Below are 26758 nucleotides of genomic sequence, written 5' to 3' on the forward strand. Positions count from 1 at the left end.
GTCGGGATCAGACCTTGGCGACGATCCGCATGAAGGCCGGCATGTCATCGCCGAAGCCAACGGTGGAATCGTTGTCTTCCTGGTGACGTTGGCGGGCAGGGCGGCTGTTGTCTCGCTGCGGCCGGGTATCGCCGCGTTCCGGTGCGCGCTGTTCGTTGCGATCGGACGATTTGCGCTCGGTGTTTTCCGAACGGATCGCTTCCTTGCGCGAGCGCCGTTCGCCGACGTCGGCGGCTGCCGCTGCGACCTCGGCCACCGGCTGGTCCTCGCGGACTGTTTCCGGTGCCGTGTCTTCGCTGCGCTTGGCGTGGCGTTCGCGCGGTTTGCGCTCGCCGCCCTTTTCCCTGCTGCGGTCGTCGTCCTTGCGACCGGCGCGGCGCGGTGCGCCCTTGCCACGGCGCGGAGCATCGTCCTCGCCGCCTTCGCTGGCAACCACCGTCGATAAGTCGCCGTCATGCCATTCGATCTTGTTGCCGATCAGCCGCTCGATGGCGTCGATGTATTTGGTGTCCGACTTGGTCGCGATGGTGAAGGATTTTCCGGAGCGTCCGGCGCGGCCGGTACGGCCGATACGGTGGACATAATCCTCGGCATGGATCGGCACGTCATAGTTGAAGACATGGCTGACGTCGGGGATGTCCAAGCCGCGCGCGGCGACGTCGGAAGCGACGAGGTAGCGCAGCTTGCCGTCGCGGAAATTGGCCAGCATCTGCATGCGCGCGCGCTGGTCCATGTCGCCATGCAGCGCACCGGCGTCGAAATCATACTTCAGCAGCGAGCGGAACAGTTCCGACACTTCGATCTTGCGGTTGCAGAAGATGATGGCGTTCTTCAGTTCGGCATCTTCGGCCTTGATCAGGTTGCGCAGCGTCTCGCGCTTGTCCCACGGCTTGGAGCCTGATTTGACCAGCCGCTGGGTGATGTTGGTGGCGGCGGACGCGGCCTTCGAGACCTCCACGCGCACCGGCGCATGCAGGAATTTCTCGGTCAGCTTGGTGATTTCCGGCGGCATCGTCGCCGAGAAGAACAGCGTCTGCCTGGTGAACGGGATCATCTCGCAGATGCGCTCGATGTCGGGAATGAAGCCCATGTCGAGCATGCGGTCGGCTTCGTCGATGACGAGGATCTCGACGCCATTGAGCAACAGCTTGCCGCGCTCGCGGTGATCGAGCAGGCGGCCGGGCGTCGCGATCAGCACGTCGACGCCGCGCTCCAGCTTCTTGTTCTGTTCGTCGAATGAGACACCGCCGATCAGGAGCGCGATGTTGAGCTTGTGGTTCTTGCCATATCGGATGAAATTCTCTTCGACCTGCGCGGCGAGTTCGCGCGTCGGCTCCAGGATCAGCGTGCGCGGCATACGGGCGCGGGCCCGGCCGTTTTCGAGGCGGGTCAGCATCGGCAGCACGAAGGAAGCCGTCTTGCCAGTGCCGGTCTGGGCGATGCCCAAAATATCCTTGCCGAGCAAGGCGTGCGGGATCGCACCAGCCTGGATCGGCGTCGGCTGGGTGTAGCCGGCGTCGGTGACTGCGGAAAGGACCTTCGGCGACAGGCCGAGGTCTGCGAAGGTCAACGCTTCTTGAGCGGTCGTGGTGTCTGAGGACAAGTGTTGTTGTCTTTGGCTGGTTCGGGGAAGCGCAACGGCGTCTAATGGCGTCGCGGCAAGCGCCACGCGCCTGCAAGATCGGTATTGCAATTAGGAGCAAGCCCTCGATTTGTCAACAGAAACGGGCAGCAATGGCACGATTGTGAAGTTGTAACCTTAATCGGGATGCTTAATCGACCTGTCGGTCGCAGCGCCGGCTCAATAGCGGAACTGTTCGGCGAGAATACGCTCGTTCCAGGAATGATTGGGATCGAACAGCAACGTTGCTGTCGCGGTGGGTGATTCTCGCACCGTCACCGAGGTCACCGCCTTGACCTCGGTATGGTCGGCGGCGGCGTTCACCGGCCGCTTTTCCGGCTCGCGGATATCGAAGCGCACCGTCGCTTTGTTGGAGAGCAGCGCGCCGCGCCAGCGGCGCGGGCGAAACGGGCTGACCGGGGTCAGCGCCAGCAGCGGCGCGTCGAGCGGCAGGATCGGCCCGTGCGCCGAAAGATTGTAGGCGGTGGACCCGGCCGGGGTTGCGATCATGACGCCGTCGCAGTTCAGTTCCTCAAGCCGGACCTGTTCGTCGACGGTGATGCGGATCTTGGCCGTCTGGTACGATTGACGCCACAGCGCCACCTCGTTGATAGCCAGTGCCGAAATCGTTTCGCCTTCCGAGGTCACGGCCAGCATCTCCAGCGGGCGGATGGTTTCGGCGACGGCGGCTTCGAGACGCTCGGTCAGGCCACCGGAACGATACTCGTTCATCAGGAAGCCGATGGTGCCACGGTTCATGCCGTAGACCTTCTTGCCGGTCCCCATCGTGTCGCGCAGGGTCTGCAGCAGGAAGCCGTCACCCCCAAGGGCAACGACGATCTCGGCCTCCTCGACGGAAGACTGGCCATAGCGCGCCGACAGGCTTTCCAGCGCCGTCTTGGCGTCAGCGGTGTCGGACGAGACGAAGGCGATGTGGCTGGCGGCTTTGCTCATGGCTCCCCGATGACGACCGGTTGGCAGCGGCAGGGCCGCGCCAATTTCGGGGTAGCATGGGCGGGGTAGGTCTGCAAACGGAGCCGCCATCCCGGATGGCAATGCCATTCCGGGATGGCGAGGCGACCGCGGGACGGCGGATGCGGACATGCGTTCGCGTATCATGTCAAAGGCTACGCGAATGTGATGGTTAAGACCGGCTTTAAAGTCTCGTAAAGCCGGATCGGTCATGTTAGCCGGCAGTGGATGGGTGGCGTGGGGGCTAGCCAGTCGAGGCCGACATATTGCCGGTAACACGCCTGATCATTGTCTTTCTGATGCTGGGAAGCTTCGCGCTGCTCTTTGCCGAACTGGTGCGCCAGTCCGAAGAGACGAGCTTCCGACCGCAGCCCACGGCGTCGCGCTGTGGTGACGCAGCCGGAGCGCCATGCCCGCAAAGGGCGCTGTAGCGCTGTAACCTGATCATCCTTTCGGACGACCGGCGGCATTGGCGGCCGCTTCGGTGCGCGACATCGCGCGGCAGTTTCTCTCCTTAAAAACAGAGGCCGGTCGGCTGCCGCACGTTCCACTCGTGAAAGCTTGCTGTTTGCACTCGCGGCGCTTGGCGGTGTAGATGGGTGCACCGATTGGCGGAAAGGTTTTTGGGTAGCCTCGTATCCGCCGTTGTTGGGAAACAAGCCCTGCGGCTCGTTAACTGGCCGGGTGTCTGGAGCAGGGGGGTCCATGTCGCGCAGCGTGTTGATTTCTGGTGGCTGCGGCTTCCTCGGCTCACATCTGGTCGACCGTCTGTTGCGGCGAAGCGATCTGGAAAAGCTGATCGTCGTCGACAATCTTTGGACCGGGACGCGAGACAACGTCGCACATATCGCCGATCCGCGTTTCGATCTGCAGATTGCCGATGCCGAAAGCTTTTCATCCCTTCAACGCTTCGATGAGATCATTCATCTCGCGTCGCCGGCTTCGCCGCTTTGGTACATGCGCGAGCCGGTACGCACGATCAAGGCCAACATCGGCGGCGCGCTCAATCTTCTGACGCTGCTCAAGCCCGGCGGCCGTTTCTGCTTCGCCTCGACCTCGGAAGTCTATGGCGACCCCCTGGTTTCACCCCAACCCGAGAGTTACAGGGGATCGGTGGACTGCACCGGTCCCAGGGCCTCTTATGATGAAAGCAAACGCTGCACCGAGGCATTGCTGTTCGAACAGCAGCGGGTTGTCGGGCTCGACATTCGAGTCGTCAGGATTTTCAACACATATGGGCCGCGAACCCGCATCGACGACGGACGCGCCGTTTCGAACTTTGCCATCCAGGCTCTGACAACCGGGGTGCTGACGGTCTATGGCGACGGGTCCCAATCGCGCAGTTGGGGTTATGTCGACGACATCGTCGAGGGGCTGGAACGTTACTTCTGGCGCGACGGCATCTCGCATCGCGGCCCTCTGAACATCGGCAACGATCACGAGGTTTCCGTCCTGCGCATCGCGGAATTCGTCAGGTCGCTTGTCCCCGGCAGCCGCATCGAGCACCACCCTCCGGCTCCCCAGGATCCGACAAATCGGCGTCCGGACCTGACGTCGGCGAGGCATGTCCTTCCTGGCTGGGAAGCCAGGACGGGCTATCAGGAAGGCATCGGGCGCACCTTCGATTGGTTCCGTCAGCGAATTGCGGCCGGAACCGTTGCGGCCCCAACGGCCTGACGCGCCCGACGTCGCGGCCAAAGCTCTTTCCTGGCTGCCCACTTGGTCACCACCGCATCGGGCGCATCGATCGGCGAGCCATGGCCGTATCCGCATAAAGATATTGACTGCATGTTTAGTCATAGTTACTCCTGAGGTCGCGAATTGAGTTGGACAGCCGGCGCCAGCCGGTGAATGGCCACCATGAAGAGGGGAATATCTCGACTGCGATGCGGCTTGCCGTTGCCGGTGCGCCGCATGCCGCAAATGCGATGCCGACGGCCGTTCTCGTGCCGTCGATCGGCATTGTCGCGGCCATCTTTTCGTCAGCAGGAAACGGACCTGAGGCCGTAACGCCGCCGGTCCCAACAATGGGAGCATACAGCATGAACTGGAAACTGACCGCGACGGCCATCGGCCTGTCGCTGCTGACTGTCACGGGCGTTGCCCATGCCGACGGCGAACTCAACATCTACAATTGGGGCAACTACACCAGCCCCGAGCTGATCAAGAAGTTCGAGGAGACCTACAAGGTCAAGGTCACCGTCACCGACTATGATTCCAACGATACCGCCCTGGCCAAGGTCCGGCAGGGCGCCTCCGGCTATGACATCGTCGTGCCCTCGGCGAGCGTCGTGCCGGTCTGGATCAGCGAAGGTCTGCTCTTGGAGACCGATCCCAACAAGATGGAGAACTTCAAGAACGTCGATCCCAGGTGGGTCGATGTTCCATTCGATCCAGGCCGCAAATATACCGTTCCATGGCAGTGGGGAACGACCGGCATTTCGGTGAACAAGTCGGTTTATGCGGGCGACCCCAACACATCGGCGATCTTCCTCGACCCACCCCCCGAACTCGTCGGCAAGATCAATGTCGTACCCGAAATGGGTGACATCATGTTCCTCGCCATCGCTTACGAGGGTGGCAAATATTGCAGCAGCGACATGCAAATGCTGAAGAAAGTGCATGACAAGCTGGTGGAGGCCAAGGCGAAATGGCTTTCGCTCGACTATGCGGCCGTCGATGGCCTGGGCAGGGGCGACATCGCCGCGGGCGTCAACTGGAACGGCATATCGCTGCGCGAGCGACTTGAGAACGACAAGATCGTCTATGGCTATCCCAAGGAAGGCTATCCGATCTGGATGGACAATGTCGCTGTCCTCAAGGACGCCAAAAACGTCGACAACGCCAAGCTGTTCCAGAATTTCATCATGGATCCGCAGAATGCGGCACTGATCTCAGCCTTTGCGCGTTATTCGAACGGTATCAAGGGCTCGGAAGCCTTCATGCCCGACGACATGAAGACCGCGCCGGAAGTCAACATTCCCGCCGATTTCGCCCCCAAGGGCCAGTTCATGCAGGCATGCCCGCCCGACGTGCAGGCGCTCTACACGAAGATCTGGACCGACCTGCAGAAATGACCTGACCAGGCTTTCCCGCGCCGCTGCACGCGGCGCGGTCATCTCCGTCCATGCAACGCGATGCGCAGATCGCAGGAGACTTCCCATGACCGATCTCGACCTTTGCTACATGCCGGCCAGCGAGGCGCTGCGGCTGTTCAAGGCAAAGAAGCTTTCGCCCGTCGAACTGATGCAGGCCACCATCCGCCGCGCCGAAGCCACCAAGCCGACGATCAACTGCCTCACCTTCACGCATTTCGACGAGGCGATGGACCTGGCCAGGAAAGCCGAGGCGAAATACGCCAGGGGCGCCCGTACCGGGGCGCTCGAGGGGCTGCCGATCGGCATCAAGGACGAGAGCTACATCAAGGACAAGCCGACCTCGCACGGCTCGCTGCTGTCCCGGGATGCCATCGGTGGCCATACGTCGACGATGAACGAGCGCATCATCAAGGCCGGAGGCATTGTCCATGCCCGCACGGCGACGCCTGAATTCAGCTGCGCCGGCTACACCTGGTCGAAACGCTGGGGCGTGACGCGTAATCCGTGGAACCGGGATTTCACGCCCGGCGGTTCGTCCGGCGGTGCCGCGGCGACGCTGGCGTCCGGCACGTCGTCGATCGCCACCGGCTCGGACATTGCCGGGTCGATCCGAATTCCCGCGTCGGCCTGCGGTCTTGTCGGCTTCAAGCCGCCTTACGGGCGCAATCCGGACGAGCCGCCGTTCAACCTCGATTTCTACTGCCACACCGGACCTTTGGCGCGAAACGTCGGGGACGCGATCCTGCTGCAGAACGTGATGGCCGGACCGAGCCCGCTCGACATCGCCACGCTCCGCCCCAAACTGCGCCTGCCCAGCGACTACAAGCCGATCAAGGGCTGGAACATTGCTTTCTCGATGGACCTCGGTTCTTTCGAGGTCGATCCGGACGTGCGCAAGAACACGCTTGCCGCCTGCGATGTGTTTCGCTCGCTTGGCGCCACGGTCGAGGAAGTCGATCTGGGCTGGGGCGACGACGTGCTCAAGGCGGGCATGGCCTATCTCGAACATCTGTTCGGCGCCTCACTGTCGCAACTGCTCAAGGAGCACGGCAAGGACATGACGAGCTATGCCAGGCAGTTCGCCGAGGACGGGCAAAGGTCGAAGGCGACGGACTTTGTCGGAACACTGGAAGTGGCGGCCAGGATGTACCAGACTCTGGGGCCGCTGCTGGAGACCTACGATGTGCTGATCTGCCCGACCAACGCGCTTCCCGCCGTGCCGGCGGAGTTCGATCAGACAACGGGCACGGTCGAGATCAACGGCAAGCAGGTGAACCCGTCGCTTGGCTGGGTGATGACGACGCCGTTCAACATGATGAGCCGCTGTCCGGTTCTATCCGTGCCGTCGGGCCGGGCGGCAAGCGGCGTGCCGACAGGCATCCAGATCGTCGGCCGCACCTATTGCGATGCCGATGTCTTCCGGGCGGCCATGGCCTATGAGACGGCCAAGGGGCAGTGGTACACAAACGCCGAAACGCGCCCGTCGCTATAACAGCGATGCGGCCCTTGCCGCGATCGTGGTTGATCTGCGGTTTCGGTTGTGGTGAGCCGACGCCGGACACCTCGAATAGACGGATCCGTGGCGGCGTCGGCGATCGCCGGCAGAAGGTCCGAAAGGAGCTGGACGAAGATGGCGCAACAGAAAGCTGCGGCGGCAAAACGCAAAGGCGCAACGGCGAAGAATGGACGTGCGGCAAACGATGCCGCGCCGCCCAAGGACCGTCGGCGCGAACGCGGCGAAGCCAGCGTGCAGCGGATCATCGACGCCACCATCGAGCTCATCGCGGAGGAGGGGCTGGCAAGCGTCACCATGCAGCGCATCGCCGAACATGTCGGCTCGTCCAATGCCCTGGTCGTCTTCCATTTCCGCAGCAAGGAGAACCTGTTTCGCGCCGTCCTGCAGTATCTCAGCGATCGATATGACGAGCTGTGGGTGACGCTGGTGCGAGCGCCGGGCCTGTCGCCGGTTGAGCGGGCCCTGGGCGCAGTCGATTGCGCGCAACGTTTCGCCCGCCAGCACCCGAAATGGGTTTCGGTCTTTGTCGTGTTCTCCAGCGACCGCAAGAGCATGCAGATCTACAATGAGATCGGCCTGCCGAGCGATCTTGCCTACACCGCCGAAGCGCGCGAGTTGCTGATCGAGATTTCGCGCAGCGGCGGTTACACCGGCGTCGACATCGACACGCTGTCGGAGAGCCTGAATTATCTGGTCCACGGCGCCTGGTATTGGGATCATCTCAATCCGTCCAGCCGTGACACCAACGTGCTGCGCAAGACCATGCTGCTCCTGCTGCATCAGGCATTCCCGCGGCATTTCGAACTGATGCGCTAGAGCAATTCCAGGAAAAGTGTGAAACGGTTTTCCGTCCGGAATTGCGCCAAACAAGGAGTTGGAGTGGTTCGCCGTTTCCGTGAAACGGTGAACCGCTCTGACCGCTTTCATGGCTGCCGCAGATGGCAGCCGGCCTGCCGCTTCTGTTCCAGATACTCGTCGACAAGCTGGCGGTAGCGCACCTTGCCGAAACTCGGGAAATGGCCGCCATGCACGACCGAGACATCGAGGTCGCGCATACGCAAGAGCGTCGCCATGTAATCGGGGATGTCCGAGTGGTAGACATCGTCGATCAGCGGGCCGTCATAGATGATATCGCCTGATAACAGGATGCCCGTCCTGTTTTCATAGAGCGCGATGCCGCCGGGCGAATGGCCGGGCGTGTGGATCACCTCGAAGGCACGATCGCCGAGATCGACGACGTCCCCATGCTCGAGCAAACGGCCGGCCGGTGCGGGCAGAATGCCGTAGCGCGCCGTGTCCCAGCCTTGCGGCATGCGATCGAACATTTCGTCGGTCGCATAGGTGCCGGCTGCCGTCCACTCGTTACGCGGATCGGCGAGGATCCCGGCCTCGGCGGCGTGCACGCAGCGCTCGGGAAATTCGTGGTGGCAGCCTATATGGTCGAAATGCGTGTGGCTGGCGACGCAAATCAGCTTGCGCTCGCTGACCAACGGCACGTGACGCCTGAGGCTGAAATGGCCAAGCCCGGTGTCGAACAGGAGATCGCGATCGCGGCCGCGCACATGCCACATGTTGCAGCGGAAGAATGGTTTTATCCATGGCTCGTGGATCAAGGTTACGCCATCGCTCATGCGGATGGTCTCGTACCAGTCGGGAGCGTCGATGACCGCAAGCGTTGCCATGTTCAATCCGTCAGCAGGATGATCTGATCGGTATCGCAGGAAATCGCGACCCTGTCGCCCGGCTGGACGGTCGCCGTCGCGGGCAATTTGGCGATGAAGTGGAGCGAAGGGTCCTCGACGGAAACGGCGAGCACGCGCTTGAAGCTGCCCTGGAAGACCACGTCGCTCACCTCGGCCGTGCCGAGCCTGACACCGCCGCGCGCCTCGCCGAGGACAAGATGCTCCGGCCGTATGGCCAGCGCAACGGCAAAGCCGACCGGCAAGGCGCCGGGCAGCGAGACCGGCCCGACCGGCGTCGCGACGGTGCTTGTCCTATCCTTCGCCTCCGTGACCGTGCCGGCGAGGATCGTGCTTTCGCCCATGAAGGTCGCCGAAAAACGCGTCGCCGGCCGTGCGTAGACGCGCTCTGGCGGACCTTCGTCCTCGATGCGCCCGTCATTCATCACCACGCAATGGTCAGCCAGCGCCATCGCCTCTTCCTGGTCGTGCGTGACATGGATAAAGGCGGTGCCGACGCGCTTCTGGATCGCCTTCAATTCATCCTGCATCTGCCGGCGAAGTTTGAGGTCGAGGGCGCCGAGCGGCTCGTCGAGCAACAGCACCGCCGGCTCGATCACCAGCGCGCGCGCCAGCGCCACGCGCTGCCGTTGGCCGCCGGAGAGCTGATGCGGCTTCTTGTCGAAGGCAGAGGCGAGACCGACCAGCGCCAGCGCCTCGCGCGCCTTTGCGGCGCGTGTCGCGCCGTCGACGCCCTGCATGCGCAGGCCGAAGCCGACATTGCTGCCGACGCTCATATGCGGAAACAGCGCATAGTCCTGGAACACCGTCGTCGTTGGGCGCTTGGCCGGCGGCACCGACGTGCAGTCCTGGCCACGGATGAACACCTTGCCTTCGCTGGGGGTGACGAAGCCGCCCAGAATGGACAAGAGCGTCGTCTTGCCGGAGCCGGACGGCCCGAGCAGGATCGTGTAGCTGCCGGGCTCGATCTGCAGCGAGACATCCTTCAGCACGGTGTGCTGGCCGAAGCGATGCGAGACACTGCTGATGTCGACGAGGGGCGCGCTCATGCGGGCTTTCTCCGAAGCAATGTCAGTTCAAAAAACACCACCAGCACGATGGAGACGGCGAAGACCAGCGAGCCGACGGCATTGGTCTTGGGATTGAGGCCGGAACGCAGCAGGTTCCAGATCTCGACCGGCAGCGTGGTGTCGAAGCGGGTGAGCAGGAAGGAGATCACGAATTCGTCCCAGGAGAAGGTCATCGACAGGAAGAAGCCGGCGAAGATGGCCGGCGCCATGACCGGCACGGTGATCAACAGCAGCACCTTCCATTCCGGCGCGCCGAGGTCGCGCGCGGCGCGCTCGATGTTGATCTGGTGGTCGCCCATCTGGCTGTAGATGATGGCAAAGCACAGCGGCAGATTGATCACGACATGGCCGATGCCGGCAGCCAGTAGCGATTTCGGTACGCCGGCCCAGTTGAACAGCACCAGCAGCCCCATGCCGATGATGAGATAGCTGACCGTCAGCGGCAGGGTGATCAGCCCGCGCAGCAGGCCGGAGCCGGGCAGGACGAAGCGGGCAAAGCCCCAGGCGGAAAGGAAGCCGAGCGTCACGGCGGCGAGCGAGGAGATGGACGCCACCAGCAGCGAATTGACCAACGCCGAAGTCAGCCGTGGGTCCGAGAGCACTGCGTCGTACCAGCGCAGCGACGGGCCGGTGAAGGGCGGGATCGGGAACGACGTCGCCTGCAGCGAAAACAGCACCAGCACGATCACGGGCAGGAAGATGAAGCCGTAGACGGCAAGCGCGTAGAGCCAGGAGGCGATGCGGACAATCCTGCGCATCTCAGGCCCGCTCGATCTTCAGCCAGCGGGCGCAGGCGAGATAGGCGATGGTGACCACCGCCATCAGGATGATCGACAGCGCCGAGGCCAGCGGAAAGTCGCCGCGCCGGCCGATCTGCATCATCACCAGCTGCGGCATCAGCAGCTCGTTGTTGCCGCCCAGGATCTGCGGCGTGATGTAGTCGCCGATGCACAGCACGAAAGTGAGGAAGGCGCCGACCATGATGCCGGGCAAGGTCAGCGGCAGCACGACATGCAGGAAGGTTCGCACCGGCCCGGCGCCGAGATCGGCGGCCGCCTTGCGGTAGCTCGGGCTGAGCTGCTTGAGATTGGCGAAGATCGTCAGCGTCAACAACATGACGAAGAAGTGCACGAAGCCGGTGATGGTGGCGAAACGCGTGTTGGCGAGATGCACAGGCTCGCTGATGAGGCCGGAGCCGGTCAGCGCCCGGTTTACGACGCCGTTCTGCGCCAGCACCAGCAGCCAAGAATAGGAGCGCACGACATAGGAGGTCCAGAACGGCAGCACCGCCAGCATCAGCGCCAGCCGCTGCCAGCGCTCCGGCACCTGTTCGGCGAGGATCCAGGCGAAGGGATAGGCGAGCAGCACCGATACTACGGTGACGATCGCGGTCACCTCAAGCGAGTTCACCATCGCCTGCCAGTAGGAAGGGTTGGTGAAGAACTGGCTGTAGTTGGACAGCGTGAAGCCGCCGCCCTCATGCGCCGTCAGGCTGGAAAACCCCATGGCAATGAACGGCAGCACGAAGAACAGCAGCGTCCAGCCGAGCGCCGGCGTGACCAGCGCCCAGGGCAGAGCAGAGCTCGCCCGGGGCAAGGGGTTGTTTCCAGCCGAGCTCATGAGCGCTATCGGCTCATTTCGCCTGCAGCATTTCGGTCCACATGTCCTGCATCTTCTTGTCGAGATCGGCGTTCGGCGCCGGATAGGCCTGGGCACGCGTCAGGAAGCCCGGCTGTTCGTCGAAGCGCAGCACCTTCTTCTGGTCGTCGGTCAGTGCTGCCTTGGTGTTGGCCGGCATGCCCCAGTAGCAGGAGGAGGTGGCAAGCCGCGCCTGGCCCTCCGGGCTCATAATGTACTGGATGAACTTCAGCGCCATGTCCTTGTTCTTGGAATCCTTGAACATGGCCAGCGACTGCGACCACAGAACCGCACCTTCTTTCGGGATGGAGAAGTCCAGCGCCGGGTTTTCCTTGGCCAGGCCCGCCGTCACCCATTCGCCGCCGCCGACCAGTATGTCGACCTCGCCCGTCGCCAGCGCCGTCTGGCTGGCGGTCACTTCGCCGACCAGCTTGGCATTGGCTTTCATCTTCAAGAGCTCGTCCTTGAGGGCGGGCAGGTCGGCTTCGGTGAGATCGGCCGTCTTTTTGCCGATCGCCAGTGCGGCCATGCCGATGACCGGCAGGTAGTAGTCGTAGATGGCGACCTTGCCCTTGTACTTGTCGCCGGTCAGGGCCGCCATCGACTGCATGTCGGCCGGATCGACCTTGGTCTTGTTGTAGCCGATCGTGTTGTAGCCGAACTTTTCGGTGATGCCGTAGCGCTTGCCGCCGACCATGGTGGAGCCGTCCATCTTCACCTGCGCAAACAGGTCGGCCAGCGGCAGCTTGTCTTCCGGCAGCGGCTCGAACAGGCCTTTTTCGACGCCGCGCGGCACGTCGATCGAATCGATCACCATCACGTCCCAGTCGCCCGGCTGCGACTGTTCGACGATGGCGAGGCCAGCGCCGGTGCCCTCGAATTCCTTGACGTTGACCTTGACGCTATTGGCCTCCTCGAAGGGCTGCAGCAGTGCTGGATCGGCATGATCGCACCAGATCAGCGCGTTGAGGTCGGCGGCCTGGACAGCGCTGCCGGCTGCGAGCAACAGCGCCGCGGCCGCGCACGCAGCATGCAGATGGCTCTTCAACATGGAAAGCGAATTCATGGTCTTGGAATGTGCGGACATCGAGTGTTCTCCCTTGCCTTTGTGGCTTCTTGCAAAAAATTGAACCAATTCTAAAATTGAGTCAATTCTGTTTTTGTGGCAAGAGGCTGGAATGAGCGGATTGCGGGCAAGGCAAAAGGCGGACCGGCACAGGCGCATCATCGAAGCGGCGGCGGAACTGTTTCGAGAGGCCGGCTATGAGGGCGCCAAGATAGAGGCGATCGCCACGCAGGCCGAGGTCTCGGTCGGCACCATCTACAACTACTACGAGAACAAGGGCGACATCCTCGGCGCCATCGTCTCGCTGGAGGTCAACGAGGTGCTGAATGCCGGGCAGGGCGTCGTCGCCGGGCCGCCGGCCAATGTCGGCGATGCGCTGGATACGCTGATCGGCATCTACATCGAGCACTCGCTGCACTATCTCAGCAAGGAGATGTGGCGGCAGGCAATGGCGATCTCGACGCAACTGCCCGACAGCCCGTTCGGCCAGGCCTACACCGCGCTCGACCGCGCGCTGACCGAACAGATCCGCGCCCTGATCGCCCGCCTGCAGGCGCTTGGCCTTGTGCGGCAGGACATCGACGGAGCAGCGCTCGGCGAACTGATCTTCAATAACATGAACATGATGTTCATCGAATTCGTGAAGCGCGACGCGGCGAAAATACCGGAGCTGCGCGCGGCGATACGGAGGCAGAACCGGATTTTGGTGGCGGCGATCGGGGTGTGAGACGTCAGGAGCAGGCAGGAGAAAGCGTCGCTTCCGCATTAGACCTGGTTCAGACGCTGATCGCCTCTTGAGTTGAATTTAAAATCTGATACAACTTATAGGTGTATAAACGGGGGAGAGGTAAATGGGGGCGTTTTCCATCTGGCATTGGGCGATCATGCTGCTGTTGATCGGCGTGCCTGTTTTCTTTGCTGTTCGATCGGCCGCGAAGCCGTCGCAGAATCCTGAGACTCTTGTGGGCTTCGGCGGCTGGCTGATGCTGCTGGCTATCGGTCAGGCATTGTCACCGCTGCGCACACTCGCCGAATTGGGGGCCTCCAGCGATGGCTACAACCAGCTCATGCTGGTGCCGAATGGACCCATGGTGGTCTATGGCGAGGTTGCCCTGCTGCTGGCATTCATGGTGCTTCAGCTTGTGGTGCTCGTTGCCATGCTGAGGCGGAGCCTTCGGTTCAAGCAGTTGTTTCTCATCCAATGGCTTGCAATCCCGGTGGCGGTCATACTGGACGCGATCTGGGTCTCCACCGCGATCGGGGTTTCGGTTCGGCAAGTGGTCACTGGCGAGGCGCTTGCGACGCACATAGTCTCGTTTGTGCTGATAGGGCTCTGGGTCGCCTACGTCTACAAGTCCGTCAGGGTACGGAACACCTTCACCAGGGTTGGGGCATCCACCCAGGTTGCTGGCGCGTCGTAGAAGAAGGCACAACTTGGAATGTTGGAACTGCGCGCGGCGATCCGCGGGCAGAACCGAATTCTTGTGGCGGCGATTGGGGTGTGACCTCGTGCACCACTATGTCGCCATCGAACCTGGAACGGCCAGATCCTGAGCCGACCGACCTCGACCATCATCCGTGACGGCTGCGACCTTTTGGAAGGTCTTTATTTCGTCCTCATTTATACGTGCTGCCCGCGCTCTCGTCTGGAGATCAACCAGGCGCGCCACGAGCGATTGCGACGTCTCGACTTCAGGGTTCATCATTTTCATTTGTCCGATTGAGTGGCGATTTGACGAGCGCAACCCGCCGGCATCCCTGCCGGCGGGCCTGGCCGGTTCGAAGTTTCAGTCGTAGACTTTCACAATCTTGCGTGTGCTCGGGTCCACCAAAACCGTTCGGTTGTCGACCACCGTATAGCGGTATTTGACGTTGGGAACCTCGTGGAGTTCGACCGTGTCTGGCAGAGCCGTGCCGACATTCAACTCCACCCCCGGAAGCTTCACAGAAGCCAAGGGTTGCTTCTTCACGTATTCGCGGACGACGGTGTCCTGTTCCGGTGTGATAACAACATCCTGTGCCGCAACCGCGCCGACGCTGGCCAACAGCAAGAGCGCCGCAGCGGCGCTGCTTAGGTGCATCCTCATTTGTTTTTCTCCTCTTGTAACCTGGCGGCAGCACGATCGGCTGGGCGCCAGCCACCCGAACACGTCGCCAGGCCAAACGTTCCTCATACGGGCCTCTGTCTAAATCCGCGCAGGACCAAAGTCTGGTTGGAAAACGCAATGGTCTTACCCGTTGGGAGTAGGCGGAACGGCTTAGGCCTAAAGGTTGTTGTCTCTGCAAATTCGGAGAGAAACAGTGGAAAAAAGTGTCGGCCAGGCGCGATGGTTGCTCGCACCGATTTTCGCAACAGCCATCACCTTCCTGGTGATGGGGGTCGTTCTTGGCTGACATGGCGTGGATCGGCGCAGCTACGTCCCTTCCTGCGCTGATAGGACCCGTGAGCTGCTTCGACGGCGGGCGGGTCCTGTATTTCACCGTGCGCCCATGCATGCTCATTCGGCAGGCGTGGGCGCATTTCTAGCACATGTACCTTGGGAGGTTTATTATGGATCGGCGATCCTTCTTGACTGCAATGTTTGGCGTTGCCGGGGCAGCGGCCCTTGCAAGCGCTGTCCGCCCAACTGACGCAATGGCGGGTGTTCCAGGGGCCGGACACGGCATCCTCGATGAACTTGAGACGCCACAAACAGAGACCTTTGAAGAAGACGCACAGGCAGAAGTGCAGCAAGTCTACCATCGGGACTGGCACTACCGTCCCCACCGCCGCCGGCGGGGCTGGAGACGGGTTTGCCGCAGTTATTGGCGGCATGGTCGCCGTCGCGTCCGGTGCTACCGCCGACGTGGTCCTTCGGTCGTCCTTCGATTTTAACTGATTTCCCGCTTCGGCCCGTTCCGGCTCACGCGCCGAGAACGGGCCGGTTTAGATTCTTTTCGGTGAACGATGACAATGACATTGGTCCACAGATCGAATGAGAGTGGCAGCGCGAACCAACCGGGAAATGGCAACGATGATCGTGCGCCCGGGTTTGTGGCCTCCGTCGCTTTGCCGGACAGAGAAAACATTGCCGACCTTGTCAGACGAACAGAGCGCATGGCCATCTTGGTGGTTCTTGGACTGAGCGGCTGGTTGATGCTCGTCCCCGCTATTTATCTTGTGCTGACGCACGGGATATGAAGCTTGCGGGACATCCGTGCGCGCCCAGGGTTGGATTGCAATCGCATCGGATCGCGGCTTCCGCAGCCGTTTCGTGTCACCGGCAATGTGGGCGGGACGGGCTGTATTGCTGGCGCGAGGCGCAGGTGCTTGGATCACCGCGGCCTACGTCCGGCATGCTTGGAGCGCTATAATCCAACTAGCCGAACGTAATCGGCTTCTGGCTTGCCGTAGGTGCCGTTTGCGCAGGCCGCAAGTCCGCTGCGGTCCCTGATGTGCACTTCGCCACGTCGAGAATAGATGAAACGACGTCCTTCCAGCACTTGCAGCCCAACGGTAACGCCTGGGCGTCTTGCTCCAAGCATGACGGCGAGAAACTCATGGGTGATCGCAAGGCGCTCGCCGTGGACCCGATCGTCACACATTAGAAGCCAGCGCGCCAACCGCTCTTCAAGGTTTGATTTTGCGTTGATCAGGGCCGTATAGCTGGTCTGGATGTGGAAGTAGTGGACATAGCGCAACAGGAAAAGGCGCAACGTTGGGCTGTTCGCAAGAGCCTCCTTGAAGGGCTCGGTTCCCATCCTGAAAGCGCTGCCGGCCGACTGAACGTAACATTGATGCGCTGCATAGTCAGCGCCCATCACGAGCGCGGCACCGGTCATTCCCTCAAAGCCGACAAGGCCCACCTCGGCTTCCTTACCTGAAGCCGTCGCGACCACAGAAGCGATGCCGTCCTCCAGGAAGTACACCGTCTCGATCTCCGAATCGGCTTTCTCTAAGGTCATTTTCGGCTCGAGGTCACACAGTTCAAGGTGTGGCTGCAAAAGCCCCAGGTCACCAGGGTCAAGCCTGCGCAACAATTGGTTTCTGTAGGAATCGTTCTCTGGATTGGTCATAGCTCAATCCCGCTTGGGGCAAGAGCTTTCCAATCTCCCTGCCGTCTGCGCCCGTAGACACGTGCAGACGATTTAAAAAATATACGCCCTCTGGCGCGCGATTGACAGTGAAATGCAACCTGATGCACGGCGTCCCCTCAGCCGCCGAATTACAAAACAGGGGTGTACAAAGTTACAGGGTTGGAATCGTACAGAACTCTGCTTCGTACGAATCCGACAATTTGTGATCGCAGCCAACGAGCCGGCATGATGTACATGGTTATCAATGTCGAGGCAGAGCGACGAGAGGGCGACCGACCGACTGGCAAGGCGACGGCTGTGCCCCATAACGGGTCAAAAGTTTGGCATCTAAATTGCTTTCACAGGTATGGGGTGGGCGAGAGCCCGTCGCTTCGCAAATGGAGCGGCGGGTCTACCCTACCAGTGACTGTCGAATGGCCACGGCAGCAGAATGTACCGCCTTTCAGCAGAAACTAACGGAACATCCGTACTCGCCCAAAGTTGGATTGCAGGAAGCATCGCATGCGGGCTTCCGCAGCCCGTTTCGTGTCACCGGCAATGTGGGCGGGGCGGGCTGTTTTGCGTTGGTACGCAATTTATACCGCTGACTACTTGTGGGTAATCCAGTCCAACAAGCCAACGTTAACCTGCTCGCACCCGACATATTCGCGGACCAGGCTTTCAGCCAGGTGGCGCCATTCACACTCGGGAACGCCTGTTTCCCTGACCAGGTTTCGAAACGCCGAGCGGAGAATGTCGGCATCGAAGGCCGAGACGGCAACAGGACCTGGCTCCGGATCTCCCTCCCGGGCCATGTCATCGCGATGACGTTGGCGAAGGCGCTTGAGCAGTTCGCGCGAGGCCTCGATTGCGCGTCGGGAGTGGTCCATATCACGGCGAAATGAGGCAGTTCCGGCCAGGGAATGGTGCCGCAACCGAAAGCTGGTTTCTATAACCGCGCGTGCGACTTCTATATGCGTTTCTGCCATCGCGGCCTCCCTTCCTGCGAAAGGATTTATTTACTCTCTTGTCACGCGTGACCCAAGAAGGATTCAACATACGGTTTGGTACGAAGGGATGGCGCGCAGATGGGCATGGTCCCGAACGAACGAAGGGCCTGAACGGCAAACTATTTGCGATCCAGGCCCCTAGCCGTCGGGTTCGCGGCGACATTGCGCCCGCGGAATGCCATTCACAAGCTGGACCTTGGTCTTGCCATTCCCGCGGAGGGCGTCAAAGTCGGAGACGCGCTGAACAGTTAGAACTTCATCGCGATGCCGACGCGGAAATCGTGCGTCTGAAGCGTGTGTTCCAGCGTGCATCCGCCGCCACAATATTCAAGCGACTTCTTGCCGAAGAAGGAGAAGTCGTATTCGCCGCGCAAGAACACGTTGTGTGTGAGCGCGACGTCGATGCCTGCTCCAACAACACCACCGACCAAGGTGGCATCCCGCTCAGCGTTTCCACCTGGGTAGAATGTCTTCAGCTTTGCAGCGGTTACACCAGCCGTGACGAACGGCATGTAGGCTCCCATGTCCATGCCAACGCGACCCTTTACGGATCCGAACAAACCTGTGGAGGCGTCAAGGACGCCTGGGCCTGGAATATCGTCGAAGGTGTTCTTCTTGAAGCGGTAGCCAAGCTCGCCTTCGACGCCATAGACAATCTTGCCGGATTGGAGGTTATAGCCTGCAAAGCCGCCGACCGTTGCCGAGCCGACATTATGCGTTGCGCCAGCCTGGGCGCCCGGTCCATAGATCTTGTAGTGTTCCAACGTTCCGGCACCGAACACGCCGGCGTATGGCCCTTGCCAGGTCCATTCAGGGGTATCGACAGGAGCGATCGTCATATCGGCAGCCATGGCCGGAGCCGCGGAAAGCGCAACGAATGAAGCGAGCAAAAAAGCTTTCATGAAATCCCCATCAAAATCGCCAATCGCCTTATATCGATGAGCCTGCAACTTTGTATATAGCTAGGAAGTCACACCCGTAGGCTAAGTTGCTGCGCCTGAATTCGGCGAAATAGGTATCGGGATGGCCGGTGCAAGCAGGCATCCCTCGAAGAGCTCAATACTTCCGCGTCAGGCTTCGATGCGGGCATTATCGAGAAATTCAAGTGCTGAGCGTGGAAGGGTGCCGTTCTGATCTTCAATGAAGCCGCTGCCGCACGGATCAGGCTTGCAGCTGTGTTCGCGAAGAATGCCGATGGGTATACCGGACGGCTCAATCCGCAGCAATCAGGAAGGATGCCGTCGACGCCATAGTTAGGCGGCGGCGCGCAGGGCGGTGACTCGCCCAATGTCCGGGTCCCTTCTCAGCCATCTATCGGGAAAGTCCCGGGTATTTGGCCTTCTCAGCCTGGCAATTTCCCGCTCTCTGGACCGCCATGGCGTAAGCTCTTTCATAGGTGCGAATGGCCTTCCGGAACTTAGGAGGATTAGGCGTCAGGTGTTTTTCTAATCCCCTCGTACAAAAGCACAGGGACAGCAATGATAGCTTTTCCATCTTCTGTAGGCCTCAGCCGGCACCTTTGCATAACGCCGTTGAGGTTACCTGCCATTTTAGCGGCCAAATTTAACTTGGCATCGGGCATCCCGACCAGGAAGTGGATATTGTCCTGTCCTGCCGAAGCCGCCGAAGACGCGAAGCAAATTGCGGCGGCGAGTGCGACCAAAATGCGGATCAAAGTGACGTCCCCCCAATATTCCCAAATCTGAGCCAGGCTGAATATTTGGCAACCTAGCACCAAGCACACTATCCACAAATATGACACCTTCAAAACGCTCTCGCTCGATGCGCCAATGGGAGGGACTGACCTTAGGCGAATCGATTTGCTGGTGGCGCGGGAACCTTACGAGCCGGAGGAGGACGAAGAGGATGATCCGGATACGGTGATGCTCTGGGGCGGATACTCGCGTTGGCAAATGAAAATTCCAGGTGGATAAGCGGTGGATCGAACCCGAACCTTGTTTTCTAAGCTTTTGAAAATGTCATGGTTTTTGCATTGTGCTGGTGCCCCCGGACGGAATCGAACCGCCGACCTTCGGTTTACAAAACCGCTGCTCTACCAGCTGAGCTACAAGGGCACGGCGCTCCGGTTAGCATATTTGTTGCGCCAGTAAAGACAAAACTCCGTTTTTTCCCGGCATGCCGCATGGGCCGTCGGCGAGGGCATCCTGAAAACCGCCGGATTGCTTCCTACATCTAGGGAAGGGTGCAATCGCTTCGAGCAGGGGTGTCGCATGATCAGATTTGTCATCATTCTTCCGATCATCTTCGTGGCCTGGATGCTGCTGGTGAAGATCATCAGCGACGTGAAGAAGGCCAATGTCGACTGGACCGGCGTCACCACCATCATCGGTTTCATCGCGCTGGCTTTCTGGCTGCGCCATGTCACGGGGATGGGGTGAGGGAATAGGGGAATAGGGGAATAGGGGAATAGGGGAATAGGGGAATAGGGGGCGACGGGTCATTGGTGTCCTTGCCGTCGCTGCGCTGGCGTCAGCGGCGCCCCACAAAAAATCTCCTCCACCTATCGAACCTTTTCCTGCGCCGCGCCGACTGATGGTCAGAGGCGAATGGGTCGCCTCGATCAAAAGATCCAGGAGATCATCATGTTCAAGCGCACTCTTACCTCGGGCCTCGTCGCCATCTTCGTCGCCGCCGGCGCGCTCGCCGGCACTGTCGGCACGTCGTCAGCCCACGGCATGCATGGCCATCATCATCACCACCACAACCATCACAAGAAGCACTTCAAGAAGTTCTGGTGGAAGCACTACAACCACCACCACAACCATCACCACAGGCACGGCAGGGTGATCATTTTCCTTTGATGGAGGGACCCAATTCCCCAAGAGGGCGGCTTCGGCCGCCCTTTTTGCGTTCGGCGATCACCTTGTGAAGTAGGGCGGCAAAGCTGCTGATCCCCGGCAAGCTACGGCATGCACACATTTCCAAGCAACTGGTCTTTGGCGATAGAGTGCATGGCAGCTTGGCGCATGCATTGCCTATGCGGTGCTGGTCCCGCTCCGTCTCGGCTTCGCCGAGCCACCGCTCGCCCAGCAACGCTCCTTTCCTTTCCCTCCGGAGGGGGGAAGGTGGCGCTGCGAAGCAGCGACGGATTGGGGGACCCACACGGCAATCGGGCCTCGGGCCGATCAGTCACCCCAGTCATAGCGGGTATGTGCATGGCGTAGCCCCAGCAAGTGGGGGAGATTGGCCGCATCAACGTCCTCTCCAACCTCTTCCAGTCGCCGTCAGCGTGGACCTCGGTCCATCCGATTTCCCGGATATCAGAAAAATCAAAAAAAGTTCGAACCTTTTTCCTGGCTGCGACGACAGATGATCAAGAGGCGGATGGATCGCCTCGGTCAACGAAGCAAGGAGATCGTCATGTTCAAGAACACACTCGTTTCCGGCCTTATCGCCACCGCCGTCGCCGCCGCCACGCTGGCCGGCACCGTGCAGCCTTCGGCCGCCCACAGCCATCACCACAACCGCGAAATCGGCATCGGCATTGCTGCCGGCGTCGGCGGCTTCGTCCTCGGCAGCCTGCTCGCCCAGCCGCGCACCGTCTATGTCGACGAAGGCGGTGGCTCGTGGCATGTCCGCCGCTGCTACGATCGCTATGCCAGCTACGACGCAGACTCCGATACCTATCTCGGCCACGACGGATATCGCCACTATTGCCGTCTCTGAGGGGAGGAGGACCCGTTCAGCAACAGAGGGGCCCATGCGAGCCCCTCTTCTGTTGTCTGGATGGTAGCGGTGCGTGCTCCATCGGCCGCTTCAGCGCAGAACTGAAGGGATTGGTCCGGCGACAGATCGGACAGTGTACAGAGATTTTCCGAGCGTCTATCCTGGACCGCGAAACGCGGGGAGAGACCCTTGGACGAGCAGGACCCCAGGGAAGACCTGGTCGAAACGGTTTTCCGCAACGGCACCGTCACCACCGTCGGCATCCTGCTGGCGTTTTCGCTGGGCTTCATCACCCATTGGGCCGCCAACCCGATCCCGTGGCAGACCTACCATCTTGTCGCCGTCCTGCCGATCCTGGCCGGCATTGCCTTGCAGATGCGGGCGCTCTCGCTGCTGCTCGACACGAAATGCCTGCAGCGGCGCATCTATGAACGCGCCAACCGCATCTTCATGGCCGGCCTGATATTCACCGCCTGCGGCGTCGGCATGGCCATCCTTCTCGATTTCTTCGATATCGCGACCAGGAGCGCGCTGCCCGGGGCGGGCTGATCAGCCGGCTCGCACGCCGCCGATCATCCTGGTCACCTCGGCTGCTGCATCGCGCACCAGCGGGCCGATCTCGGCCAGCCGCTCCGGCGTCACCCGCACCGTCGGCCCCGACACGGAAACGCCGCCGATCGGCTCGCCGAATTCGTTGAAGATGGCGGCTGCCACGCAACGCATGCCGGGGTGCCGCTCCTCGTCGTCGACCGACCAGCCGCGCAGCTTGATCCGCGCCAGATCGTGGGCAAGCGCCGAAATGTCGGACAGCGTCCTGTCGGTGAAGCGCTGCAGGCCTGCCTTGCGCAGGATGGTTCCGACGCGCTCCGGCTCGAGATGCGCCAGCACCGCCTTGCCGATGCCCGACGCATGGAAGGGGCTGCGCGTGCCCGGCCGGAAGAAGGCGCGGATCGCCTGATGCGTCTCGACCTGGCTGACGAAGACCACGCAATCGTCCTCGGCGACGCCGAGATTGGCGGTCTCGCCGGTTCTCTCCATCAGCTCCTGCATGACGATACGCGCGCGGTCGACCAGCTTGCGGCGGCGCAGGAAGGCCGCGCCCATGCGGTAGGTCTCGACGCCGATCGACCACAGCTGGTCTGATGTGTCGAATTCGACCATTCCGTGGTTTTGCAGCGTCGTCAGCATGCGGTAGGCGGTGGAGGCGGCAAGCCCGCTCTGCGCCGATATTTCGCTCAGCGACAGGCCGCTGCCTTCCGCGACAATGGCCAGGATCCGCAGCGCCCGATCGAGCGACTGCACCGAACTGGCCTCCGAGGGCCCATTGAAAGCGCGCGGCCGGCCGCGCTGGCGTTTTTCCGTGGTTTCCATGGCGTCATTCTCGACCGATTTCGCCAAATGCACAATGAAAAAATTTTTCACTGATATCGCCGGCCGAATTGCTGGAAAACGGAAAATCCAACAAAATCAGCGTATAGCCGTCGTTTTCTAGAAATGAAAAAATATTCTGAAAAAATTGAAAAATAGCCGACGTGCTGGCATCCTCAGCCAATCCAACAATGACAAACCCGTGGAGGGCTGGAAAATGGCCAGGATGCGCGCTGTCGATGCCGCGGTTCTCGTTCTCGAAAAGGAAGGCATTTCCTGCGCTTTCGGCGTGCCGGGCGCGGCGATCAATCCGTTCTATTCGGCGCTGAAGGCGAGGGGAACGATCCGCCACGTGCTTGCCCGTCACGTCGAGGGCGCCTCGCACATGGCGGAAGGCTTTACCCGGGCCAAGGCAGGCAATATCGGCCTGTGCATCGGCACTTCGGGTCCGGCCGGCACCGACATGATCACCGGGCTCTATTCGGCCGCCGCTGATTCCATTCCGATCCTGTGCATCACCGGCCAGGCGCCGCGGGCGCGGCTGAACAAGGAGGATTTCCAGGCCGTCGACATATCAGCCATTGCCGCGCCGGTCGCCAAATGGGCGGTCACGGTCATGGAGCCCTATCTCGTCCCCATGGCGCTGCAGAAGGCCTTTCATCTGATGCGCTCGTCGCGGCCGGGTCCGGTGCTGATCGACCTGCCGGTCGATGTCCAGCTGGCCGAGATCGAATTCGACATCGATGCCTATGAGCCGTTGACGCCGTTCAAGCCGGCCATGACGCGCGCCCAGGCCGAAAAGGCGTTGACGATGCTCAACGCCGCCGAAAAGCCGCTGATCGTCGCCGGCGGCGGCATCATAAACGCCGATGCGTCGGATTTGCTGATCGAATTCGCCGAGATTTCAGGCGTGCCGGTCATCCCGACCTTGATGGGCTGGGGCGCGATCCCCGACGACCACCGGCTGATGGCCGGCATGTGCGGGCTGCAGACCTCGCACCGCTATGGCAATGCGACGATGCTGGAAGCCGATTTCGTCTTCGGCATCGGCAACCGCTGGGCCAACCGTCACACCGGCTCCGTCGATGTCTATACCAAGGGCAAAAAATTCATCCATGTCGACATCGAGCCGACGCAGATCGGCCGTGTCTTCGCGCCGGATCTCGGCGTCGTTTCGGATGCTGGTGCTGCGCTGAAGATGCTGCTCGACGTCGCCACCGAGTGGAAGACGGCAGGCAGACTGCGCGACTGGTCCGGCTGGGCGAAGGAATGCCAGGCTCGCAAGAAGACGATGAAGCGCAAGACGCATTTCGACCAGGTGCCGCTGAAGCCGCAGCGTGTCTATGAGGAGATGAACAAGGCGTTCGGCCGCGACGTCACCTACGTCACCACGATCGGCCTGTCGCAGATCGCCGGCGCGCAGTTCCTGCATGTCTACAAGCCGCGCAACTGGATCAATTGCGGCCAGGCCGGCCCGCTCGGCTGGACCTTGCCGGCTGCCCTTGGCGTGCGCGCCGCCGATCCCGACCGGACCATCGTGGCGCTGTCGGGCGACTATGATTTCCAGTTCATGATCGAGGAACTGGCGGTCGGCGCCCAGCACAAGCTGCCCTATCTCCATGTCGTGGTGAACAACGCCTATCTCGGCCTGATCCGCCAGGCGCAGCGCGGCTTTTCGATGGACTTCGAGGTCGACCTTGCCTTCGAGAACATCAACCGGGCAGGCGATCCCGAGGCCGGCTACGGCGTCGACCATGTTGCCGTCGCCGAGGCGATGGGCTGCAAGGCGGTCAGGGTGCGCAAGCCGGAAGAGTTCGCCGGTGCCTTCAAGGAGGCGCAGCGGTTGATGAAAGAACACCGGGTTCCGGTTGTCCTCGAATTCATCCTCGAACGCGTCACCAACATCTCGATGGGCACCGAGATCGACAAGATCACCGAATTCGAGGAGCTTGCCGAGAGCCACGAAGATGCGCCGACGTCGATCGTCATGCTGGATTAGGCTTGGCGGAGAAAAGGAGAAAAAGAATGCCGCGTTTTTCAGCCAATCTTTCGATGCTCTTTGGCGAGCATGAGTTCCTCGACCGTTTCGATGCCGCCGCCCGCGCCGGCTTCAAGGGCGTCGAATATATCGGCCCCTATGACCATGCGCCCGATGCCGTCGCCGCCCGGCTGAAGAAGAACGGCCTGACCCAGGTGCTGTTCAACCTGCCGGCCGGCGACTGGGGCAAGGGCGAGCGCGGCATTGCCGTGCTGCCGGACCGCGTGCCGGAATTCCGCCAGGGCATCGCCAAGGCGATCACCTACGCGCAGGCGCTCGGCTGCCAGCAGGTCAATTGCCTGGCCGGCATCGCGCCCGCCGGCGCCGATCGCAAGGTGCTGGAGGACGTCTTTGCCGAAAACCTCGCCTTCGCGGCGGAAAAGCTGGAGCAGGCCGGCATCAGGCTGCTGATCGAGCCGATCAACACGCGCGATATCCCGGGCTTCTTTCTCAACTATTCCGACCAGGCGCTGGCGCTTATCGACCGTGTCGGGTCGAAGAACCTGTTCCTGCAATACGACATCTATCACATGCAGATCATGGAGGGGGATCTCGCCCGTACCATCGAGGTAAACCTCGACCGCATCGCGCATATCCAGCTTGCGGACAATCCAGGCCGTCACGAGCCGGGGACGGGCGAGATCAATTTTCCCTTCCTGTACGAGCACATCGACCGCATCGGCTATTCCGGGTGGATCGGGGCGGAATACAAGCCGAAGGCCGGGACGGAGGCTGGGCTGGGGTGGTTTCAAGCATTAGCCAGGCAGGGAAGTGCTGCGGCCTAGCCAACGCCGCGCCCCCTCATCCGGCCCTTCGGGCCACCTTCTCCCCGGCGGGAAGAAGAGACAGGCACCAACGTCGGCTTCTCTTCTCCCCTCGGGGGAAGATGGCCGCGCTAGCGGCCGGATGAGGGGGCGTTTCACACAAGCAACTGGAGAACCAAAATGGAAACCATCGGCTTCATCGGCCTCGGCATCATGGGCGCACCGATGGCGGGGCACCTGTTGGACGCGGGCCACAGGGTCATAGCCAGCGACCATCGATCGAAACTCTCAGCCGATCTCGTCGCCAAGGGCCTAACGTCAGTCACCGGCCATGCTGCCGTGGCGAAGGCCGCCGACATCATCATTCTGATGGTGCCCGACACACCGCAGGTCGCCGATGTGCTGTTTCACGAGAACGGCGTCGCGTCCGGTCTGACCAAAGGCAAGCTGGTCATCGACATGAGCTCGATCTCACCGATCGAGACCAAGATTTTTGCTAGGAAAATCAACGATCTAGGCTGCGACTATCTCGATGCACCGGTCTCGGGCGGCGAGGTTGGCGCCAAGGCGGCGTCGCTCACCATCATGGTCGGCGGCGAGGAGAAATCCTTCGAGCGCGCCAAGCCCGTGTTCGAGAAGATGGGCAAGAACATCACCCTGGTCGGGCCCAACGGCGTTGGCCAGACCACCAAGGTGGCCAACCAGATCGTCGTTGCGCTGACCATTGAAGCCGTCGCCGAAGCGCTTGTTTTTGCTTCGAAAGCCGGCGCGGATCCGGCCAAGGTCAGGCAGGCGCTGATGGGCGGGCTGGCGGCTTCGCGCATTCTGGAAGTGCATGGCGAGCGTATGGTCAAGCGCACCTTCGCCCCGGGTTTTCGGATCGAACTGCACCAGAAGGATCTGAACCTCGCGCTGGAGGGCGCGAAAGCGCTCGGCGTGTCGCTGCCCAACACGTCGACCACGCAGCAGCTGTTCAACGCCTGCGCGGCCAATGGCGGCGCCAAGGAGGACCATTCGGCACTGGTCAGGGCGCTTGAGAGGATGGCCGATTTCGAGGTCGGCAGCGAGGCAGCCGGCGCCCAGGGCAAAGCGGCATAGGTCAGGAGAGGGCGGCGCAACGTTCCCAAGCCGCCAACTCCTGGCCCATCGAAGAA

26 protein-coding genes and 1 tRNA gene are annotated in these 26758 nt (G+C 61.4%); 13 read left to right on the plus strand and 14 right to left on the minus strand.

The window, feature by feature from the left end:
• Nucleotides 1-7: 7 nt before the first annotated feature.
• Nucleotides 8-1603 carry a DEAD/DEAH box helicase gene (locus AC0NIL_RS18475; RefSeq protein ID WP_063172295.1) on the minus strand — a complete coding sequence of 532 codons (1596 nt, stop codon included), beginning with the start codon at nucleotides 1601-1603 and terminating at the stop codon, nucleotides 8-10.
• A gap of 198 nt (nucleotides 1604-1801) precedes the next feature.
• Complete coding sequence (locus AC0NIL_RS18480) at nucleotides 1802-2575, minus strand: NAD kinase (protein ID WP_013531374.1); 774 nt, start codon at nucleotides 2573-2575, stop codon at nucleotides 1802-1804.
• Nucleotides 2576-3298: 723 nt separating this feature from the next.
• Between AC0NIL_RS18480 and AC0NIL_RS18485 the strand changes: the two genes are divergently transcribed.
• Complete coding sequence (locus AC0NIL_RS18485; protein WP_063168088.1) at nucleotides 3299-4270, plus strand: NAD-dependent epimerase/dehydratase family protein; 972 nt, start codon at nucleotides 3299-3301, stop codon at nucleotides 4268-4270.
• A gap of 115 nt (nucleotides 4271-4385) precedes the next feature.
• Here AC0NIL_RS18485 and AC0NIL_RS18490 read toward each other — a convergent pair whose 3' ends face one another.
• Nucleotides 4386-4664, minus strand: a complete 279-nt coding sequence (locus AC0NIL_RS18490) for a hypothetical protein (RefSeq protein ID WP_127218689.1) — start codon at nucleotides 4662-4664, stop codon at nucleotides 4386-4388.
• Here AC0NIL_RS18490 and AC0NIL_RS18495 point away from each other — a divergent pair.
• The 3 genes from AC0NIL_RS18495 to AC0NIL_RS18505 all read left to right on the plus strand — a co-directional run bounded on the left by AC0NIL_RS18495 (nucleotide 4636) and on the right by AC0NIL_RS18505 (nucleotide 8023).
• Complete coding sequence (locus AC0NIL_RS18495; RefSeq protein ID WP_275952945.1) at nucleotides 4636-5670, plus strand: extracellular solute-binding protein; 1035 nt, start codon at nucleotides 4636-4638, stop codon at nucleotides 5668-5670. The two genes, AC0NIL_RS18490 and AC0NIL_RS18495, sit on opposite strands and share 29 nt — an antisense overlap.
• Before the next feature lie 85 nt (nucleotides 5671-5755).
• Nucleotides 5756-7183, plus strand: a complete 1428-nt coding sequence (locus tag AC0NIL_RS18500) for an amidase (RefSeq protein WP_275952946.1) — start codon at nucleotides 5756-5758, stop codon at nucleotides 7181-7183.
• A 138-nt stretch (nucleotides 7184-7321) separates the two neighbouring features.
• Nucleotides 7322-8023 (plus strand): TetR/AcrR family transcriptional regulator, encoded by a 702-nt coding sequence (locus AC0NIL_RS18505; RefSeq protein ID WP_013531378.1) that lies wholly within the window; start codon nucleotides 7322-7324, stop codon nucleotides 8021-8023.
• Between the two features lie 107 nt (nucleotides 8024-8130).
• On the opposite strand, the gene AC0NIL_RS18510 is transcribed toward AC0NIL_RS18505, so the two are convergent.
• Genes AC0NIL_RS18510 through AC0NIL_RS18530 form a run of 5 tightly spaced genes read right to left on the minus strand, consistent with a single transcriptional unit; the run spans nucleotide 8131 to nucleotide 12702 of the window.
• The gene (locus tag AC0NIL_RS18510; protein WP_275952947.1) at nucleotides 8131-8889 is read right to left on the minus strand and encodes an MBL fold metallo-hydrolase; all 759 of its coding nucleotides are present in this window, start codon (nucleotides 8887-8889) and stop codon (nucleotides 8131-8133) included.
• A 2-nt stretch (nucleotides 8890-8891) separates the two neighbouring features.
• Nucleotides 8892-9956, minus strand: a complete 1065-nt coding sequence (locus tag AC0NIL_RS18515; RefSeq protein WP_275952948.1) for an ABC transporter ATP-binding protein — start codon at nucleotides 9954-9956, stop codon at nucleotides 8892-8894.
• The gene (locus tag AC0NIL_RS18520) at nucleotides 9953-10735 is read right to left on the minus strand and encodes an ABC transporter permease (protein WP_013531381.1); all 783 of its coding nucleotides are present in this window, start codon (nucleotides 10733-10735) and stop codon (nucleotides 9953-9955) included. The genes AC0NIL_RS18515 and AC0NIL_RS18520 overlap by 4 nt, the downstream gene beginning before the upstream one ends.
• Nucleotide 10736: 1 nt before the next feature.
• Nucleotides 10737-11597: an ABC transporter permease gene (locus AC0NIL_RS18525; protein WP_473573023.1), complete on the minus strand. Its 861-nt coding sequence runs from the start codon at nucleotides 11595-11597 to the stop codon at nucleotides 10737-10739.
• A gap of 13 nt (nucleotides 11598-11610) precedes the next feature.
• Nucleotides 11611-12702, minus strand: coding sequence for a polyamine ABC transporter substrate-binding protein (locus AC0NIL_RS18530; protein ID WP_473573021.1), 1092 nt, complete (start codon nucleotides 12700-12702; stop codon nucleotides 11611-11613).
• 91 nt (nucleotides 12703-12793) lie between these two features.
• Between AC0NIL_RS18530 and AC0NIL_RS18535 the strand changes: the two genes are divergently transcribed.
• A complete protein-coding gene (locus tag AC0NIL_RS18535) occupies nucleotides 12794-13408 on the plus strand; it encodes a TetR/AcrR family transcriptional regulator (protein WP_473573020.1) in 615 nt (204 codons plus the stop codon).
• A 124-nt stretch (nucleotides 13409-13532) separates the two neighbouring features.
• The gene (locus AC0NIL_RS18540) at nucleotides 13533-14102 is read left to right on the plus strand and encodes a DUF2569 family protein (RefSeq protein ID WP_473573019.1); all 570 of its coding nucleotides are present in this window, start codon (nucleotides 13533-13535) and stop codon (nucleotides 14100-14102) included.
• Nucleotides 14103-14468: 366 nt separating this feature from the next.
• Here the strand turns inward: AC0NIL_RS18540 and AC0NIL_RS18545 are convergent, their stop codons facing one another.
• From AC0NIL_RS18545 to AC0NIL_RS18565, 5 genes are all read right to left on the minus strand, one after another.
• Entirely contained in the window at nucleotides 14469-14768 is a 300-nt protein-coding gene (locus tag AC0NIL_RS18545) for a DUF1236 domain-containing protein (protein WP_013531386.1), read from the minus strand.
• Between the two features lie 1261 nt (nucleotides 14769-16029).
• Complete coding sequence (locus tag AC0NIL_RS18550) at nucleotides 16030-16737, minus strand: Crp/Fnr family transcriptional regulator (RefSeq protein WP_474047883.1); 708 nt, start codon at nucleotides 16735-16737, stop codon at nucleotides 16030-16032.
• Between the two features lie 608 nt (nucleotides 16738-17345).
• Complete coding sequence (locus tag AC0NIL_RS18555; RefSeq protein ID WP_013531389.1) at nucleotides 17346-17726, minus strand: hypothetical protein; 381 nt, start codon at nucleotides 17724-17726, stop codon at nucleotides 17346-17348.
• A 269-nt stretch (nucleotides 17727-17995) separates the two neighbouring features.
• Complete coding sequence (locus AC0NIL_RS18560; RefSeq protein ID WP_013531390.1) at nucleotides 17996-18649, minus strand: outer membrane protein; 654 nt, start codon at nucleotides 18647-18649, stop codon at nucleotides 17996-17998.
• 1097 nt (nucleotides 18650-19746) lie between these two features.
• A tRNA-Thr gene (locus AC0NIL_RS18565) sits at nucleotides 19747-19822 on the minus strand.
• 156 nt (nucleotides 19823-19978) lie between these two features.
• On the opposite strand from AC0NIL_RS18565, the gene AC0NIL_RS18570 reads away from it, so the two are divergent.
• The 4 genes from AC0NIL_RS18570 to AC0NIL_RS18585 all read left to right on the plus strand — a co-directional run bounded on the left by AC0NIL_RS18570 (nucleotide 19979) and on the right by AC0NIL_RS18585 (nucleotide 21983).
• Nucleotides 19979-20146 carry a hypothetical protein gene (locus AC0NIL_RS18570; RefSeq protein ID WP_013531392.1) on the plus strand — a complete coding sequence of 56 codons (168 nt, stop codon included), beginning with the start codon at nucleotides 19979-19981 and terminating at the stop codon, nucleotides 20144-20146.
• Nucleotides 20147-20350: 204 nt separating this feature from the next.
• A complete protein-coding gene (locus AC0NIL_RS18575) occupies nucleotides 20351-20569 on the plus strand; it encodes a hypothetical protein (RefSeq protein ID WP_127367528.1) in 219 nt (72 codons plus the stop codon).
• 559 nt (nucleotides 20570-21128) lie between these two features.
• The gene (locus tag AC0NIL_RS18580; protein WP_013531394.1) at nucleotides 21129-21434 is read left to right on the plus strand and encodes a BA14K family protein; all 306 of its coding nucleotides are present in this window, start codon (nucleotides 21129-21131) and stop codon (nucleotides 21432-21434) included.
• Between the two features lie 189 nt (nucleotides 21435-21623).
• Nucleotides 21624-21983, plus strand: coding sequence for a hypothetical protein (locus AC0NIL_RS18585; protein ID WP_013531395.1), 360 nt, complete (start codon nucleotides 21624-21626; stop codon nucleotides 21981-21983).
• Here the strand turns inward: AC0NIL_RS18585 and bhcR are convergent, their stop codons facing one another.
• Nucleotides 21984-22805, minus strand: a complete 822-nt coding sequence (gene bhcR, locus AC0NIL_RS18590) for an HTH-type transcriptional regulator BhcR (RefSeq protein WP_024505797.1) — start codon at nucleotides 22803-22805, stop codon at nucleotides 21984-21986.
• Between the two features lie 214 nt (nucleotides 22806-23019).
• Between bhcR and gcl the strand changes: the two genes are divergently transcribed.
• From gcl to AC0NIL_RS18605, 3 genes are all read left to right on the plus strand, one after another.
• Nucleotides 23020-24801, plus strand: coding sequence for a glyoxylate carboligase (gene gcl / locus AC0NIL_RS18595; protein WP_063170247.1), 1782 nt, complete (start codon nucleotides 23020-23022; stop codon nucleotides 24799-24801).
• A gap of 26 nt (nucleotides 24802-24827) precedes the next feature.
• Nucleotides 24828-25625 carry a 2-oxo-tetronate isomerase gene (gene otnI / locus AC0NIL_RS18600; RefSeq protein WP_473574339.1) on the plus strand — a complete coding sequence of 266 codons (798 nt, stop codon included), beginning with the start codon at nucleotides 24828-24830 and terminating at the stop codon, nucleotides 25623-25625.
• Between the two features lie 159 nt (nucleotides 25626-25784).
• Nucleotides 25785-26702 (plus strand): 2-hydroxy-3-oxopropionate reductase, encoded by a 918-nt coding sequence (locus AC0NIL_RS18605; protein ID WP_473574337.1) that lies wholly within the window; start codon nucleotides 25785-25787, stop codon nucleotides 26700-26702.
• Nucleotides 26703-26758 lie beyond the last annotated feature (56 nt).

The organism is Mesorhizobium sp. WSM1343 (assembly GCF_055901535.1).

Excerpts from the sequence above, each read along its gene's own strand:
- AC0NIL_RS18480 (WP_013531374.1), bottom strand. The coding sequence starts at position 2,575 with ATGAGCAAAGCCGCCAGCCACATCGCCTTCGTCTCGTCCGACACCGCT.
- AC0NIL_RS18485 (WP_063168088.1), top strand. The coding sequence starts at position 3,299 with ATGTCGCGCAGCGTGTTGATTTCTGGTGGCTGCGGCTTCCTCGGCTCA.
- AC0NIL_RS18495 (WP_275952945.1), top strand. The coding sequence starts at position 4,636 with ATGAACTGGAAACTGACCGCGACGGCCATCGGCCTGTCGCTGCTGACT.
- AC0NIL_RS18490 (WP_127218689.1), bottom strand. The coding sequence starts at position 4,664 with ATGGCCGTCGCGGTCAGTTTCCAGTTCATGCTGTATGCTCCCATTGTT.
- AC0NIL_RS18500 (WP_275952946.1), top strand. The coding sequence starts at position 5,756 with ATGACCGATCTCGACCTTTGCTACATGCCGGCCAGCGAGGCGCTGCGG.
- AC0NIL_RS18505 (WP_013531378.1), top strand. The coding sequence starts at position 7,322 with ATGGCGCAACAGAAAGCTGCGGCGGCAAAACGCAAAGGCGCAACGGCG.
- AC0NIL_RS18510 (WP_275952947.1), bottom strand. The coding sequence starts at position 8,889 with ATGGCAACGCTTGCGGTCATCGACGCTCCCGACTGGTACGAGACCATC.
- AC0NIL_RS18515 (WP_275952948.1), bottom strand. The coding sequence starts at position 9,956 with ATGAGCGCGCCCCTCGTCGACATCAGCAGTGTCTCGCATCGCTTCGGC.
- AC0NIL_RS18520 (WP_013531381.1), bottom strand. The coding sequence starts at position 10,735 with ATGCGCAGGATTGTCCGCATCGCCTCCTGGCTCTACGCGCTTGCCGTC.
- AC0NIL_RS18525 (WP_473573023.1), bottom strand. The coding sequence starts at position 11,597 with ATGAGCTCGGCTGGAAACAACCCCTTGCCCCGGGCGAGCTCTGCTCTG.
- AC0NIL_RS18530 (WP_473573021.1), bottom strand. The coding sequence starts at position 12,702 with ATGTCCGCACATTCCAAGACCATGAATTCGCTTTCCATGTTGAAGAGC.
- AC0NIL_RS18535 (WP_473573020.1), top strand. The coding sequence starts at position 12,794 with ATGAGCGGATTGCGGGCAAGGCAAAAGGCGGACCGGCACAGGCGCATC.
- AC0NIL_RS18540 (WP_473573019.1), top strand. The coding sequence starts at position 13,533 with ATGGGGGCGTTTTCCATCTGGCATTGGGCGATCATGCTGCTGTTGATC.
- AC0NIL_RS18545 (WP_013531386.1), bottom strand. The coding sequence starts at position 14,768 with ATGAGGATGCACCTAAGCAGCGCCGCTGCGGCGCTCTTGCTGTTGGCC.
- AC0NIL_RS18550 (WP_474047883.1), bottom strand. The coding sequence starts at position 16,737 with ATGACCAATCCAGAGAACGATTCCTACAGAAACCAATTGTTGCGCAGG.
- AC0NIL_RS18555 (WP_013531389.1), bottom strand. The coding sequence starts at position 17,726 with ATGGCAGAAACGCATATAGAAGTCGCACGCGCGGTTATAGAAACCAGC.
- AC0NIL_RS18560 (WP_013531390.1), bottom strand. The coding sequence starts at position 18,649 with ATGAAAGCTTTTTTGCTCGCTTCATTCGTTGCGCTTTCCGCGGCTCCG.
- AC0NIL_RS18570 (WP_013531392.1), top strand. The coding sequence starts at position 19,979 with ATGATCAGATTTGTCATCATTCTTCCGATCATCTTCGTGGCCTGGATG.
- AC0NIL_RS18575 (WP_127367528.1), top strand. The coding sequence starts at position 20,351 with ATGTTCAAGCGCACTCTTACCTCGGGCCTCGTCGCCATCTTCGTCGCC.
- AC0NIL_RS18580 (WP_013531394.1), top strand. The coding sequence starts at position 21,129 with ATGTTCAAGAACACACTCGTTTCCGGCCTTATCGCCACCGCCGTCGCC.
- bhcR (WP_024505797.1), bottom strand. The coding sequence starts at position 22,805 with ATGGAAACCACGGAAAAACGCCAGCGCGGCCGGCCGCGCGCTTTCAAT.
- gcl (WP_063170247.1), top strand. The coding sequence starts at position 23,020 with ATGGCCAGGATGCGCGCTGTCGATGCCGCGGTTCTCGTTCTCGAAAAG.
- otnI (WP_473574339.1), top strand. The coding sequence starts at position 24,828 with ATGCCGCGTTTTTCAGCCAATCTTTCGATGCTCTTTGGCGAGCATGAG.
- AC0NIL_RS18605 (WP_473574337.1), top strand. The coding sequence starts at position 25,785 with ATGGAAACCATCGGCTTCATCGGCCTCGGCATCATGGGCGCACCGATG.